Source organism: Streptomyces sp. NPDC046866 (assembly GCF_040704625.1).
GTDB lineage: Bacteria > Actinomycetota > Actinomycetes > Streptomycetales > Streptomycetaceae > Streptomyces.
The window spans coordinates 35,428-49,300 of record NZ_JBEYXN010000012.1 but is presented as its reverse complement, the minus strand read 5'-3'; the positions used below and the strand labels follow the sequence as shown (position 1 = coordinate 49,300).

Annotated in this window: 13 protein-coding genes; 6 read left to right on the top strand and 7 right to left on the bottom strand. The window is 74.4% G+C overall.

What is annotated here, in order from left to right; all coding sequences use genetic code 11:
* The first annotated feature begins 43 nt into the window (after window positions 1-43).
* A complete protein-coding gene (locus AB0953_RS19165) occupies window positions 44-823 on the top strand; it encodes an enoyl-CoA hydratase/isomerase family protein (protein WP_366860680.1) in 780 nt (259 codons plus the stop codon).
* Between the two features lie 92 nt (window positions 824-915).
* Here AB0953_RS19165 and AB0953_RS19160 read toward each other — a convergent pair whose 3' ends face one another.
* Window positions 916-1,869: a zinc-binding dehydrogenase gene (locus AB0953_RS19160; protein ID WP_366860679.1), complete on the bottom strand. Its 954-nt coding sequence runs from the start codon at window positions 1,867-1,869 to the stop codon at window positions 916-918.
* 78 nt (window positions 1,870-1,947) lie between these two features.
* On the opposite strand from AB0953_RS19160, the gene AB0953_RS19155 reads away from it, so the two are divergent.
* A complete protein-coding gene (locus AB0953_RS19155) occupies window positions 1,948-2,301 on the top strand; it encodes a hypothetical protein (protein WP_366860678.1) in 354 nt (117 codons plus the stop codon).
* Between the two features lie 404 nt (window positions 2,302-2,705).
* Here AB0953_RS19155 and AB0953_RS19150 read toward each other — a convergent pair whose 3' ends face one another.
* The 5 genes from AB0953_RS19150 to AB0953_RS19130 form a co-directional block, all read right to left on the bottom strand.
* Window positions 2,706-3,461 carry an SDR family oxidoreductase gene (locus AB0953_RS19150; RefSeq protein WP_366860677.1) on the bottom strand — a complete coding sequence of 252 codons (756 nt, stop codon included), beginning with the start codon at window positions 3,459-3,461 and terminating at the stop codon, window positions 2,706-2,708.
* A gap of 10 nt (window positions 3,462-3,471) precedes the next feature.
* Window positions 3,472-4,260: an SURF1 family protein gene (locus AB0953_RS19145; protein WP_366860676.1), complete on the bottom strand. Its 789-nt coding sequence runs from the start codon at window positions 4,258-4,260 to the stop codon at window positions 3,472-3,474.
* A 97-nt stretch (window positions 4,261-4,357) separates the two neighbouring features.
* A complete protein-coding gene (locus tag AB0953_RS19140; RefSeq protein WP_366860675.1) occupies window positions 4,358-4,591 on the bottom strand; it encodes a hypothetical protein in 234 nt (77 codons plus the stop codon).
* A 63-nt stretch (window positions 4,592-4,654) separates the two neighbouring features.
* Window positions 4,655-5,632: a DEDDh family exonuclease gene (locus AB0953_RS19135; RefSeq protein ID WP_366860674.1), complete on the bottom strand. Its 978-nt coding sequence runs from the start codon at window positions 5,630-5,632 to the stop codon at window positions 4,655-4,657.
* A gap of 65 nt (window positions 5,633-5,697) precedes the next feature.
* A complete protein-coding gene (locus AB0953_RS19130; protein ID WP_366860673.1) occupies window positions 5,698-6,330 on the bottom strand; it encodes a helix-turn-helix domain-containing protein in 633 nt (210 codons plus the stop codon).
* Window positions 6,331-6,454: 124 nt separating this feature from the next.
* Here AB0953_RS19130 and AB0953_RS19125 point away from each other — a divergent pair, with 124 nt between their 5' ends.
* From AB0953_RS19125 to AB0953_RS19110, 4 genes are read left to right on the top strand one after another with little or no spacing between them, the layout of a single operon-like run.
* Complete coding sequence (locus tag AB0953_RS19125) at window positions 6,455-7,252, top strand: acetoacetate decarboxylase family protein (protein WP_366860672.1); 798 nt, start codon at window positions 6,455-6,457, stop codon at window positions 7,250-7,252.
* 1 nt (window position 7,253) lies between these two features.
* The gene (locus tag AB0953_RS19120; protein WP_366860671.1) at window positions 7,254-8,138 is read left to right on the top strand and encodes an SDR family NAD(P)-dependent oxidoreductase; all 885 of its coding nucleotides are present in this window, start codon (window positions 7,254-7,256) and stop codon (window positions 8,136-8,138) included.
* Window positions 8,139-8,149: 11 nt separating this feature from the next.
* Window positions 8,150-9,436 carry an amidohydrolase family protein gene (locus tag AB0953_RS19115; protein WP_366860670.1) on the top strand — a complete coding sequence of 429 codons (1,287 nt, stop codon included), beginning with the start codon at window positions 8,150-8,152 and terminating at the stop codon, window positions 9,434-9,436.
* Window positions 9,433-10,671, top strand: a complete 1,239-nt coding sequence (locus AB0953_RS19110; protein ID WP_366860669.1) for an amidohydrolase family protein — start codon at window positions 9,433-9,435, stop codon at window positions 10,669-10,671. The genes AB0953_RS19115 and AB0953_RS19110 overlap by 4 nt, the downstream gene beginning before the upstream one ends.
* Window positions 10,672-10,692: 21 nt before the next feature.
* Here AB0953_RS19110 and AB0953_RS19105 read toward each other — a convergent pair whose 3' ends face one another.
* Window positions 10,693-13,776: an NACHT domain-containing protein gene (locus AB0953_RS19105; protein ID WP_366860668.1), complete on the bottom strand. Its 3,084-nt coding sequence runs from the start codon at window positions 13,774-13,776 to the stop codon at window positions 10,693-10,695.
* Window positions 13,777-13,873: the final 97 nt, after the last annotated feature.

Below are 13,873 nucleotides of genomic sequence, written 5' to 3'. Positions count from 1 at the left end.
CACTTAGGCCGACACCGCGGCCGACTGCACCCGGAGGCACCAGATGGCTCTGCTCGACAAGGACGGCGTACGGCTCACCGTGGACGAAGCCGTCGCCACGGTGACACTGACTAATCCGGCGAAGCGAAACGCCCAGTCCCCCGCGCTCTGGCGGGCGCTGACGGAGGCCGGAAGGTCGTTGCCGGGCACCGTCCGGGTCGTGGTGCTGCGCGGTGAGGGCAAGTCCTTCTCCGCCGGACTCGACCGGCAGGCGTTCACTCCCGAGGGCTTCGAGGGTGAGCCGTCCTTCCTCGACCTGGCGCGCGGATCGGACGAACTGCTGGACTCCACCATCGCCGAGTACCAGGAGGCCTTCACCTGGTGGCGGCGCAATGACATCGTCTCCATCGCCGCCGTGCAGGGCCACGCGATCGGCGCCGGCTTCCAGCTCGCGCTGGCCTGCGACCTCCGCGTGGCCGCGGACGACGTGCAGTTCGCCATGCGCGAGACCAGCCTGGGCCTCGTGCCGGACCTCGCGGGCACCCAGCCGCTGACCTCCCTGGTCGGTTACGCCCGCGCCCTCGAGATCTGTGCCACGGGCCGCTTCGTCCACGCCGGGGAGGCCGAGCGGATCGGCCTGGCCAACCTCGTCGTGCCCGCCGACGAGCTCGACGCGGCGGTCAAGGACCTCACCACCGCGCTCGTGGCCCCGCCGCGCGACGCCGTCATCGAGACCAAGGCGCTGCTCCGCGGCGCCCTGTCCCGTTCGTACGACGACCAGCGCGCCGCGGAGCGTGCCGCGCAGGCCCGCCGCCTGCGCGACCTGGCAGGCCTCTCCGACTGACCCGTCCCCCTGCCGCGGTCCCGCCGGTCCCGTACCCCCGTGACGGGACCGGCGGGGCTGCGGCGCGCCCGCCGGGCCGCCGGGCGGCCGGGTCACGGGAGCAGGAGGGCTTTGCCCGCGATCTCCCGGGCCTCGATCGCGCGATGCGCCTCGGCCGCCTCGGCCAGCGGGAAGGTACGGGTGATCACCGGCCGCAGCCGGCCCGCCGCCGCCTCGTCCAGCGCGAAGGCGGTCAGCCGCCGCGTCTGCTCCGCGCTGAGCTGCACCTCCCGGATCCCGTGCACGGTGATCCCGCGCCGCTCGGCCTCCTGCGAGTTCAGCGGGGTGAAGCCGCCGCTCGGCGCGCCGTGGGCGGAGACCCACCCGCCGTCGCGCACCAGGGCGAACGCGGCCAGGCCCAGTTCACCCCCGACCCCGTCCAGCAGCACGTCCACCGGGCCGCCGACCTCCTCGGTCCAGCCGTCCCGCGTGTAGTCCACCGTCCGGTGCGCGCCCAGGTCCCGGACCAGCGCCAGCTTCCGCTCGCCCCGGGCCGCGCCGATCACCTCGGCGCCGGCCGCCACCGCGAGCTGCACCAGCAGCGTCCCCATCCCGCCGGCCGCGCCCAGGATCAGCACCCGGGAGTCGGCGGTGATCCCGGCCCGTGCGGCGATGCTCGCCGCGGTCACCCCGTCGTGCGCCAGCGCCGCCGCCTGCGCCGGCTCCACGCCCTGCGGGACCGGGACCAGCCGCTCCAGCGGGACCCGGACCAGCTCCGCGTACGTGCCCTGCGTGCCCGCGGCGGCGACCGCCCGGCGCCCCAGCCACCCGGGGTCCACGCCCTCGCCCACCGCCACCACGGTCCCGGCCGCCGCGCCGCCCGGCACGTACGGCGGACGGATGCCGAAGTGCTCGCCCCAGCCGCCGCGGATCTGGGTCTCCACGAAGATCGTGTCCACGGCCTCGGCCCGCAGGACCGCCTCGCCGGCGCCGGGCACCGGATCCGCGGCCTCCACCGGCGCCAGCACCTCGGGACCGCCGTACCCGTCCACGCGTATCGCCCGCATGGGTTCCCCTCTTCCTCGTTCCCCGCCGGCCCTCGGCGGGCCGGCCTTGATCGCGAGGACCAGCCTCCGACCTCGACCTTGGTTGAGGTCAAGGCCGTCAGGGAAAACCGGTCCGGGTCGACCGGCGTAGCCCCGGCGCGTCGGCGCCGGCTCGCGCACGGGTCGGCGCCCCCGCCCCCGCGCCCGGTCCGCTTCCGCCGGTGCCGCTCGGCGCGGCGGATCCCGGCCGCGCTGACGGCCCTCGCGCTGCTCGGGGCGGCGGGCCCGTTCCCGTACGACCTCGCCGCCGTACGGGCCCACCGGCCCGGCATGGCCTGGCGGGGCGAGCTCGCCGACCGGCCGGCCCGGCTCACCCCCGCCGACCCGGAGGTCCGCGCCGCGGCCGGGGTCCTGGTCGCGCCGTCGGGCTGGTGCTGCTGGTCCTGGCGCTGACGCCGGGGCTGCGCGGGATCCTGCCGAAGCGGCCGCCCGAGGCCCGGGCCGGGGCGGGGCCGCGGCCCCGGCGGTCCGGGCCGGGCTCGGCACGGGTGAAGGGGCTGACCTCGAGGCGGTGCTCGCCGTCGGCATCGGTGAACCGGGCCTGGCCCGCCCGCCGCAGCCGCGGGTACGGGTCAGCCGCGCACCGGCCGGCGGGAAGAGGTGAGCGGCGTGCGGCGCTCGCGGCCGTCCCGGCGGATGCGCTGGGGGCCGGGCCGATCCTCGGGCACGCCCGGGCCTCGGCGGGCCTGCCGGGGCTCACGGCCGAGGCCCGCCTGTCGGTGCCCTCCCACCGCGCCCGCCGGGTCACCTGACCCGGCGGGGCGGCGGCAGCGCGCGGCGGCTGCGGCGACCGGCCGTCAGAATCCGCGGCGGAAGCCGCCGTCGACGGGCAGCATGATGCCGGTCAGGTACGAGGCCGCGGGCGAGAGCAGGAAGGCCGCGGCGCGGCCGAACTCCTCGGGGGTGCCGTAGCGCCGCAGCGGGATGTGCGCCTCGTTCGCCGTGCGGGCCGCGGCGGCGTCGCCGGACAGCGCGTCCAGCTCCCGCACCCGGTCGGTGTCGATGCGCGCGGGCAGCAGGCCGAGCACCCGGATGCCGCGCGGCCCGAGCTCCACCGACAGGGACTTCGCGAAGCCCGCCAGGCCCGGCCGCAGGCCGTTGGAGATGGTCAGGCCGGGGATCGGCTCGTGGACCGAGCCCGACAGCACGAAGCCGATGACCCCGCCCTCGCCCAGTTCGGCCGCGGCCGCCCGGGCCAGTCGCACGGCGCCCAGGAACACCGCCTCGAAGGCGTCCGCCCATTGCGCGTCGGTGGTGTCGGCCGCCGAACCCGGCGCCGGCCCGCCGACGCTGATGAGGATGCCGTCGAAGCGGCCGAAGCGTTCCTTCGCCGTGGCGATCAGCCGCTCCGCGGCCCCGGGATCGGCGTTGTCGGCGGCGATGCCGACCGCGTTCGGGCCCAGGGCGGCCGCGGCCTCCTCGGCGCGCGCCGCATCGCGGCCCGTCACCACCAGCTTCGCGCCGTCCGCGGCCAGTTCGCGTGCCGCCGCGAAGCCCAGCCCGCGGGTGGCTCCGGTGACGACGTAGACACGGTCCTTCAGTCCAAGATCCATGCCGGACAACCTACGCGGTCGGCGCCGGCTCCCGCTCGGGGGTTGCGGCAGCGGCGGCCTCGCGGTCGCGCCGCTCGCGCCGTACGAGGACCAGCCAGCCCACCGGCACCGACGCCGCGAACAGCCACCACTGCACGGCGTACGCCATGTGCGGGCCGATCGAGTCGTGGTCGGGATCGGCGATCGCCTCGGGGCCCCCGCTCGCCGGGAGCGGCCCGGTGAGCTCCAGGTAGCCGCCGAGGACGGGCCTGCCGAGGTACTCCGCCGCCTGCGCGCTGTTGATCAGCATCACCTGGCGGTCCGGGAGCCCCTTGCGGTCCTTGATGCCGCTGCCGCCGCTTGTCTCGTCGGCCTTGAGCCGGCCGGTGACGGTGACCTCTCCGGAGGGAGCGGGCGGCACCGGCGGGTAGGCGGTCGGGTCGTCGCCGCCGGGCACCCAGCCGCGGTTGACCAGGACCACCCGGCCGTCGCCCAGCACGAGCGGGGTCACGACGTGGAAGCCGACCTTGTCGTCGTTGGAGGTCCGCATCCGGACGACGACCTCGTGCGCGGAGTCGTACGTGCCGGTGGCGGTGACGGCGCGCCAGTAGTCGGAGCGCGGGACGCGGTGGCCGGGGGAGGTCACCTCGGCGACCGGCGCTGGCTTCGCGCGCAGGTTCGAGGCGATCAGTTCGTTCTGCGCGACCCGGTGCTCGTGGCGGTGGTACTGCCAGAAGCCCAGCCTGACCATCACGGGGATCAGGACGAGGGCGACGAGGGTGAGGGTCACCCACTGCCGGGTCAGCACGAAGCGGTACACGCCCACGACGGTACCCCGAGCCGCGGGGACCCCGGCGGCCGGGTGGCCGTCCGGGGCCGGAGGGCGGGGCGGGGGAAGGGGCCTGGGGAGAGGGACGTCACACCCGGTCGACGATGCCCACCTTCCCCTCCGCCCGGGCGCAGTGCGCCCCGCAGTACCACTGCCCTCCGACCTCCACGCCCTGTCCGATGATCTGGACCCGGCAGTGCTCGCAGATGGGCGCCATGCGGTGGATGGCGCAGGCGAAGCAGTCGAAGACGTGCACCGCGCCCTGCGCGTGCACTTCGAAGGACATGCCGTAATCGTTTCCGCAGACCTCACAACGTGCCATGCGCCACAGGGTGGGACGCGGCGGCGGGCCGGGGAAGCGGGCGCCGGGCGAGTCGCCCGAGGCTCACCCGTCTGCCGCAGCCACGTCCCGCAGGAGCTGGGTGAAGGCGGCCTCGTCGACGACCGGGGTGCCGAAGGACTTCGCCTTGACGGTCTTCGAGGTGGCCGAGTCGGGGTCGTTGGTGACGAGCAGGCTTGTGAGCCGCGACACACTCGTCGCGACGTGCAGCCCCGCCTCGACCGCCCGGTCCTCCAGCAGTTCGCGGTCGATGGAGGTGTCGCCCGAGAAGGCGACCCGCATGCCCTGCTTGAGCGGCTTGCCGTCCTCGAAGCGCCCGGGGTTGGGGTGCGGGCAGGGCGGCCGCTTGCGGGAGGGCCGCCAGCTGCCGCCCCGGTACGAGGCCTGGTGGCCGATGCGCGCCGTGACCGGGGAGTCCGTCCACTCCGTCAGCGGCCGGCACTCCAGCAGCGGCAGCCGCACGCCGCCCTGCGCCGCGGCGTGCAGCGACGGGCGGAAGGCCTCCGCGAGGACGCGGGCGTCGTCGAGGGCGTGGTGCGCGCGCTGCTGGACCACCCCGAAGTGCCGGGCGAGCGACTCCAGCTTGTGGTTGGGCAGCGGCAGGCCGAGCTCCTTCGACAGGGCGATGGTGCACAGCCGCTGGCGGACCGGCGCGGTCTCGGCGGCCCGTGCGTACTCCCGCGCGATCATCTGCCAGTCGAAGATGGCGTTGTGCGCGACCAGGACGCGGTCGGCGAGCCGGGTCGCGAACTCCGCGGCGACGTCCCGGAACAGGGGCGCGTCCTGGAGCATCTCGCTGGTCAACCCGTGGATCCACACCGGTCCCGGATCCCGCTGCGGGTTGACCAGGGTGTACCAGTGGTCCTCCACGTTGCCCTGCGCGTCGAGCCGGTAGACGGCCGCGGACACGATCCGGTCGTCGCGAGCGAGCCCGGTGGTCTCCACGTCGACGACCGCGTATCCCTGGGGATACGCGGCCGGCCACGTCGTCTCTGCGGTCGTACGGTCGTCGAGCATGGTCACAGAGGATATCGGCACCGACTGACACCCCGGCCCCGCCGGGCGGCTCCCCGGCCGCCGCCACCGGTTCACCGCGGGGGCGCCGCGGGTGCCAGCAGGGAGTGCACCAGGGCCCGTACGGAGAGCAGGAAGAGGCGCTCCGGATCGGCCGGCCGGGACAGGGCGCGGGCGAGCGGGGCGTCGTGCGGGGCGGCGGCCGCGTCCCACAGCTCGCTCTCCGCCGGGGACTGGGCGGGGGAGCGCTCGCGCTGGCGCTCGACCAGGACGAAGCCGATGACCTGGAACTGGATCGCCCGGACGGCGTCGGCGGCACGGGTGCCGCGCAGCCCGGCCGCGTGCACCTCCTGGACCAGCGCCTGCTGGGCGGGCAGGAACATCCGGTCGGTCAGGCCGCGTTCGTGCACCATCGCGATCAGGTGCGGGCGCTCGCGCAGGTCTCGGCGCAGGGCGCGGGCGACGGACAGGATCCGCTCGGCGGGGGAGCGGCCGGCCGGCCGGATGGCCTCCATGTCCCGCACGGTCCGCTCCACGAGCGCGTCCAGGAGCTGCTCGCGGTTGCCGACGTGCCAGTAGATCGAGGTGACCGCCGTCCCCAGCTCGGCGGCGAGCCTGCGCATGGTGAGGGCGTCCGGGCCGTGCTGCCTGACCAGCGCGGCGGCGGCCGCCAGGACCGCCTCGCGGGTGAGCGGGCTCTTCGCCATGGGCGTCCTTCCCCGGCCGGGTCTGGTTCGACGAACCGTCAGTTTCCTTCGGTGCGGCCCTCTTTACCCTTCATCGGCGGCGATGTAACTGTGTTACAGAGCCGACCGAAGGGTGGTGCGGAACATGGCACGCGTACGGTACGGAGCGCGCACCGCGGCGCAGATCGCCGCGTCGCGCGAGAAGAGCGCGAACCTCCCCGACATCTGGTCCACCGGAGTCGTGGCCGTCTGGGAGACCGACCCGGACGTGGTGGCGGCCGTCCTGCCGCCACCGCTCAAGCCCGCCGAACGGCCCCTCGTACGGGCCAACATCAGCAAGGTCGAGCTGCCCGGCTACCCGCTCGGCGCCGGCTCGGTGGCCGTCGCCGCCCGGCACGGCGGGGTCGAGGGCTGGTACCCCCTGGTCATGCCGATGACCCACGAGCGCGCCCTGACCGGCGGCCGCGAGGTCTTCGGCGAGCCGAAGAAGCTCGGCGAGGTCACCGTCGAACGCGAGGGTCTGGTGGTCCGGGCCTCCCTCGCCCGGCACGGCATCGCCTTCGTGGAGGTGCGCGGTGCGGTGGACCGCGAGCTCCCGGTGCCCGAGCCGGCGCAGAAGACCGACTTCTACTTCAAGTTCCTGCCCGCCGTCGACGGCTCCGGTTTCGAGAGCGACCCGGTCCTCGTCCACTGCACGCGCAACGAGAAGGTCCGCAGGCTGGAGCACCTCACCGGTGACGTGGTGCTGCGCGAGTCCATGTACGACCCGGTGGCGGACCTGCCCGTACGCCGCCTCGTGGAGCTCACCATCGGCGAGAAGACCACCGACCAGAAGGGCCGCGTCGTCGAACGGGTCAGCGCCGAATCCCTGCTCCCCTTCCTCCACCAGCGCTACGACGATCCGCAGCAGGCCTTCGACGGCCCGCCCGAGGGGAGTGCGTGACATGCGGCTGGAATCCGGACAGGTGGCCGTGATCACCGGCGCCGCCGGCGGCATCGGCCTGGCCATGGCCCGCCGCTTCGCCGCCGAGGGGCTGCGGGTGGCCCTCGCCGACGTCGAGGAGGGCGCCCTGCGCAAGGCCGCCGACGAGTTGGGGGCGGAGGGCGCAGAGGTGCTCGCCCGGACCGTCGACGTCGGCGACCGCGAGTCCGTCGTCTCCCTCGCCGACGCCGTCTACGAGGCGTTCGGCGCGGTCCACGTCCTGTGCAACAACGCGGGCGTCGGCTCGGGCGCCGAGGGCAGGATGTGGGAGCACGAGCCCAACGACTGGAAGTGGGCGTTCTCCGTCAACGTCTGGGGAGTCTTCCACGGCATCCAGGCGTTCGTCCCGCGCATGCTCGCCGGCGGCGCCCCCGGCCACGTGGTCAACACCTCCTCCGGCGACGGCGGCATCGCCCCCCTGCCCACCGCCTCCGTCTACGCCGTCACCAAGGCGGCCGTGGTCACCATGACCGAGTCCCTCTACGCCCACCTCAAGGCGGAGGGCGCGTCCGTCGGCGCGTCCGTCCTCTTCCCCGGACCGCACATGCTGCGCACCGGGCTGTGGGAGTCGCACCGCAACCGCCCCGAGCGCTACGCCAAGCAGCGGCCGCGCAGGACCCCGTACCGCACCCTCGAACAGTACGAGTCCGCCCTGCGCGCGGCCGGACAGGAAGTGCTGTTCACCCCGGTCGAGGAGGTCGCCGAGCACGTCGTCGACGGCATCCGCGCCGACCGCTTCTGGATGCTCCCGGCCAGCGAGCACAGCGACCGTCAGATCCGCGCCCGGGCGCAGTCGATGCTCGACCGCGCCAACCCCGCCTACCTCGAACGCTTCATCCTCGACTGAGGAGGAACACCGTGAGCGCGTACGAAGACCCGTACCTGATCATCTCCTCCGACTGCCACGCCGGACTGCCCACCGAGCAGTACCGGCCCTACCTGGACTCCCGCTTCCACCGCGCCTTCGACGAGTTCCTCGGGCAGCGCGACGCCCGCCGCGCGGAGGCCACCCGGCTAGGCATCCGCAACGAGGCCTTCGCCGAGAAGTGGTTCCACGACAACGAGGAGGGCCTGCGGGGCGGCTGGGACGTCGCCCAGCGCCTGAAGGAGCTCGACGGCGACGGCGTGGCCGCCGAGGTCGTCTTCCCCGACGCGGACGCCGTCGACAGCCAGACCGCGGCCCCCTTCGGCGTGGGCCTCGGCCTCTCCGGGGACCAGGACCCCGAACTCGGCATGGCGGGCGCCCGGGCCCACAACCGCTGGCTCGCCGAGTTCGTCTCCGAACACCCCGCGCGGCACTGCGGGGTCGCCCTGCTGCCGATCACCGGCGAACCCGACCGGGTCGTCGCCGAGATCCACCGGGCCAAGGAGTCCGGGCTCGGCGCCCTGATGATCCCCTCCATGTGGGTGGACCAGGCGCCCTACCACGACCGCCGCTACGACCCCGTGTGGGCGGCGGCCGCCGAGACCGCGATGCCGATCGTCACCCACTCGGGGGCCGCGCCCCGCCACGAGTACGGCGACCACCTCGGCATCTACGTCTCCGAGGTCACCTGGTGGCCGGCCCGGCCCCTGTGGTTCCTGCTCTGGTCCGGGGTCTTCGAGCGGCACCCCGGGCTGAAGTTCGGTGTGGCCGAATCCGGCTGCTGGTGGCTCCCCAACCAGCTCTGGTTCATGGACCGGCTCTACCTCGGCGCGCACGGCGGAAAGAAGCTGTCGCCGTTCGCCGAGCTCAAGCGGCCGCCGAGCGAGTACCTCGACCGCCAGGTGTTCGTCTGCGCCACCAACACCAAGCGGCGCGAACTCGCCCAGCGCTACGAGATCGGCGTGGACAACATCCTGTGGGGCTCGGACTTCCCGCACCCCGAGGGCACCTGGCCCGACACGCGCAACTGGCTGGCCAAGACCTTCCACGACATCCCGGTGGCGGAAACCCGCCGGATGCTGGGCCTGGCCGCGGCGGAGGTCTTCGGCTTCGACACGGCGGAGCTGGCGCCGCTCGCCCGCCGCATCGGCCCCACCCCGGCGGAGCTCGGCCAGTCGCCCGACCAGGCCGCCGTGGAGGCCTCCTGGGCCCGCTCGCGGGAGGTGGGCCGGCACTGGCTGACCGATCACGACTTCCCGGTCCTGGGGGTGGAGGCGTGAGCGACCCGGCCGCGGACCGCTACACGGTCGTCTCGGCGGACTGCCACGCGGGCGCCGACCTCCTCGACTACAGGCCGTACCTGGCGAAGAAGCACCACGACGACTTCGACGCCTGGGCGGCCGCGTACGTCAACCCGTACGAGGACCTCCTCGCCGACACCGCCGACCGCAACTGGAACTCCGACCGCCGCCTCGCCGAGCTGGAGGCCGACGGCATCGTGGCGGAGGTCGTCTTCCCGAACACCATCCCGCCCTTCTTCCCCAACGCCTCGCTGATGGCGCAGCCGCCCACCCGCGCCGAGTACGAGCAGCGCTGGGCCGGGCTGCAGGCGCACAACCGCTGGCTCGCCGACTTCTGCGCGCAGGCGCCGGGCCGGCGGGCCGGGGTCGCGCAGATCCTCCTCAACGACGTGGACGCGGCGGTCGCGGAGATCCGCCGCACCCGCGAGGCGGGTCTGACCGGCGGCATCCTGCTGCCCGGGGTCCCGCCCGGCTCGGCGGTCCCGGAGCTGTACTCCGAGGCGTACGACCCGATCTGGGCGGTCTGCGACGAACTGGACGTCCCGGTCAACCACCACGGCGGCTCCGCCTCCCCGCCGCTGGGACCGGAACCCGCGGCGCGGGCGGTCTTCATGGTGGAGACGACCTGGTTCTCCCACCGGGCCCTGTGGCACCTGGTCTTCGGCGGCGCCTTCCGCCGCCACCCCGGGCTGAAGCTGGTGCTGACCGAGCAGGGCTCGGGCTGGATCCCGGGCGTGCTCGACATGCTGGACTACTACCACGGGCGCCTGGTCTCCGCCGCGACCGGGGCGGCCACGGCGGAGTCCAAGTTCGGCGCGGGACTCGCGGAGGCCATGGGCAAGGGGCCGAGCGAGGTCTGGCGGGACAACTGCTTCGTGGGCGCGAGCTTCATGCGGCCGCACGAGGTCCCGCTGCGGGAGCGGATCGGCCTCGACAAGATCATGTGGGGCAGCGACTACCCCCACGACGAGGGCACCGCCCCGTACTCCCGCGAGGGTCTGCGCATCGCGTACGCGGGCCTGCCGAGGGAGGAGGTCGCGGCGATGGTCGGCGGCAACGCCGCCCGGGTGTACGGCTTCGACCTGGCGCTGCTGGATGCGGTGGCGGCGAAGCACGGGCCGCTGGTCGCGGAGATCGCCGAACCCCTGACGTCCGTCCCACCGGACGCCACCAGCCCGGCCTTCGCCCGCGGGGGCTCGGTCCGGGTCTGGTGACGCTGGGCTCCGCCGGGCGGGTCACGCGTGAAACGTGATCCGCTCCGGCGGGAACAGCTCGGCGCCGAGCACGCTCGTGTCCGGGTACACGTGGACGGTCAGCTCGGGCAGCTGCGCGAGGGAGCTGAGATCCACCGTGCCGCACGCGCTGAACGAGAGGGTGGTCAGCCCCGTCAGCTCCCTCAGCGCCCCCACCCCGGCGGTGAACCGGCAATCGGCGAAGAAGAGGTTGCTCAGCCGGGGGAACCGCAGCAGGTCCTCGGCGCTGAAGACGTGGTGGTGGAGGAGCTGGAACGAGGTCAGGTCCGGCGGTTGGACCATCGCACGCAGCTCTTCGGCCTGCCGACTCCCCGCGAGGCTCAAGTAGAAGAGGCCGGGCCAGCGCTCCAGGCCGTCCAGGGACAGGTCCTCCGCCCCCTCGTAGAGCCACAGGCTGGTGAGTTGCTGCCCTCCCGGAAGCTCGCCCACTGAGCGGTGGCCGCCCGTGGTGGCCAGGCCAAGCGAGACCAGCTCCGGCAGATGCTCCAGGACCCCCAGGCTCACTCGGTGGCTGCCGAACGTGAACAGGTTCTTCAGCGGCAGCTCCGCCAGCGGGCCCAGGTCCGACAACGCAGTGCAGTTCGTCAGGCCGATGTGCTCCAGATCCCGGCGGCCGGACAGAGGCCCGAGATCGGTCAGATCGGGCGAGTCGAGCACGTACAGCATCCGCAGGCCGCGGCGGGCGGCGACCTCGGGCGGCACCCGGCGGATGTCGTACAGCCGCAGGCAGTCGAACTGCGGGAGCGAGGCCAGGCAGTCCAGCTGTGATTGGGTCCGCAGGGTCAGCACCCCGCTGCCCAGCGAGGCGCCGGCGAGCACGGCATCGGCGTACTCGACGGCCTTGAACCGGCCCCAGGAATCGTCCAATTCCATGGTGACCTTGGGGCGTACATCCTGACGGAACCGGCGGATCACGGCCAGCGCCCGCTCTCCCCCGACTAAGGCCGCCGTGCGGATCGTGGCCGCCGCCTCCGGTTCGCCCAGGTCGTCGGCCAACGTCGGCAGGAGTTCCAGGACCAGTTCACCGGCCCGGGCCAGCTCCTCCGCCCTGTCCGGGCTGCGCGGCGGCAGGAGTTCGGCCGTGCGGGACTGGATCTCGCGGCGCAGGGCAGGGTCCAGTTCGGGGGCGTGTTCCAGGCAGGCCGCGGCCAGGAGGACCAGGCGGCTGCGGACGCCCTTGACCTTGTCGGCGCGGCGCAGCAGACCCCGCAGGATGCGGATCCGCTCGTCCGGGCGGGCGTGGCCGACGGCCATGCGGACCACGTCGTCCCAGGTGTCGTCGTGCGCGTTCTTCACCAGCACGCCGAAGTCCCGCGACTCCACCGCCGCCTTGGCGCCCAGGTAGTCCTGGAAGGTGCGGTGGACGAAGTCCACCGAGCCCTTCACCGGCTCCCGCAGCAGCCCGCTGCGGATCAGCAGGTGTGCGAAGACCTGCTCCGCACCGCCCTGTTCCCGGACCTGCGGCATCGCGTCGAGCCACTCGGCCACCAGCTCGACGGCCTCGTCGCGCCCCGCCTCCACCTGCCCGTTGCGGATCAGCCAGTACGCGAACCGCTGGAGCAACAGGATCTGCTCGTCGCGGGTCAGGTAGACCCCCTCGACCCCGGCGATCTCCCGCTCGGTGTCGCGCCGCACCAGCAGCATGTCCAGGGCCGCGTCGTACAGCTCCTTGCGGGCCCGCGGCAGCTGCATGCGCCGGTCCCGGTTCAGGGCGCAGAGGAGCGCGCACATCAGCGGGTTGGTGGCCAGCCGGCCCAGGTCGCGGCGCGCGGTCACCGCCTCCAGCAGCGAGGCCTCGTACGCGTCGAGGTCCTCGCCCGGGCACTCCGCCCCGGCGGCCCGGTGCCAGTGCGCGATGAACGCCGCCACGTCCCCCCGCTCCATCGGCAGCAGCGCGTGCGGGGTGAACCCCTGCCCGGCGAGCCAGTCCTCCGGGACGGCCGAGGGCCGGGTGGTCACCACGTACCGGGCCTTGGGGAAGGCGGAGACCAGCGAGCGCAGCCAGGTCTCCGTACGGGTGCGCAGCCGCTGCGGGACCTCGTCGACCCCGTCGACCAGGACCAGCGCCCGCCCGCTCAGCATGAGGTCCTCGACCCAGCCGGCGGGGGCCGACAGCGGTACGCCCGAGGCCCTGAGGAAGTCCTCGGGCAGCGGCAGGTGCTCGGCGGTGGTGAAGGCGCGCAGCCGCAGCACGAACGGCACGCAGGTGCTCCAGGGCCCGGCGGACTGCCGGGCCGCGTTCAGGGCGAGCCACTGCACGAGGGTGCTCTTGCCCGAGCCCGCCGGGCCGCGCAGCAGGACCCGGTCCGCCGCGCCGAGCGCCTGCTCCGCCTTGACGGTGGTCCGGTGCAGGCCGGGCTCGCCGGGCAGCAGCTGCTGCTGCTCCCCGCTGACCGCGAGGCTGATGTACGCGAGGTCCAGCGGCCATTCCTCCCGGGCCCGCCCGGTGGTCAGCCCGTACAACTGGAGCCGCCCGTGCGCCTCGGCGAGGTAGCGGGCGTACCGTTCCTCGAAGGCGTGCGCCGCCCCGCTGCGCTCCTCGCCGAGGCGGTCCACGGCCCGCGCCAACGCGCCGGTCCGGCGGACGAGTTCCACGTCGGCCCGGGCCCCGAAACCCGGCAGCGTGGTCAGGTACTCCACCGCATGGACGCACGCCAGCCGTATCAGGTCGCGGCAGACGGCCTCGGCCGCCGCACTCAGGCCCGCCGCGGGCGGCACGGGCAGGGCGGCCGCCAGGGCCGCCGGGTCCAGATCGGCCGCGAACAGGGCGTCGGCGCCGGTCTTCCCGCGGCCCAGCCCGGCGAAGGCGTCGGCGACCGCGTCCAGCGCGGCCAGCCGCTCGTGCTCCGGCAGCCCGGCCGAGGCGGGGCCCAGCCGCTGCGCCAAGCCCTCGGCGAGCCGCCGCAGTTCGGGCCCGCCGAGCTGCGCCGGGCGGCGCCAGCGCTGTGCCGGGCGCACCGGCTCGTCCGTGAGTCCGGCGCCGGGCACCTGCCCGAGGCGCGACCTCAGCAGCGACCCCGCCGCCGCGCTCGCCGCCCGTAAGACCGCCGTTTCGAAGCCCGTCATCCCCCGCCCTTCCGTCGGCTCCTCCCGGCCTGGGACCCTACCGCGCGAACCGCCGGTAACCCTGATGGATACCGATCGGTAACAACCTCTAGCGGCG

What these genes read in the sequence shown, in the direction of transcription:
- AB0953_RS19165 (WP_366860680.1), top strand. Translation starts at nt 44, where the DNA reads ATGGCTCTGCTCGACAAGGACGGCGTACGGCTCACCGTGGACGAAGCC.
- AB0953_RS19160 (WP_366860679.1), bottom strand. Translation starts at nt 1,869, where the DNA reads ATGCGGGCGATACGCGTGGACGGGTACGGCGGTCCCGAGGTGCTGGCG.
- AB0953_RS19150 (WP_366860677.1), bottom strand. Translation starts at nt 3,461, where the DNA reads ATGGATCTTGGACTGAAGGACCGTGTCTACGTCGTCACCGGAGCCACC.
- AB0953_RS19140 (WP_366860675.1), bottom strand. Translation starts at nt 4,591, where the DNA reads ATGGCACGTTGTGAGGTCTGCGGAAACGATTACGGCATGTCCTTCGAA.
- AB0953_RS19130 (WP_366860673.1), bottom strand. Translation starts at nt 6,330, where the DNA reads ATGGCGAAGAGCCCGCTCACCCGCGAGGCGGTCCTGGCGGCCGCCGCC.
- AB0953_RS19125 (WP_366860672.1), top strand. Translation starts at nt 6,455, where the DNA reads ATGGCACGCGTACGGTACGGAGCGCGCACCGCGGCGCAGATCGCCGCG.
- AB0953_RS19120 (WP_366860671.1), top strand. Translation starts at nt 7,254, where the DNA reads ATGCGGCTGGAATCCGGACAGGTGGCCGTGATCACCGGCGCCGCCGGC.
- AB0953_RS19105 (WP_366860668.1), bottom strand. Translation starts at nt 13,776, where the DNA reads ATGACGGGCTTCGAAACGGCGGTCTTACGGGCGGCGAGCGCGGCGGCG.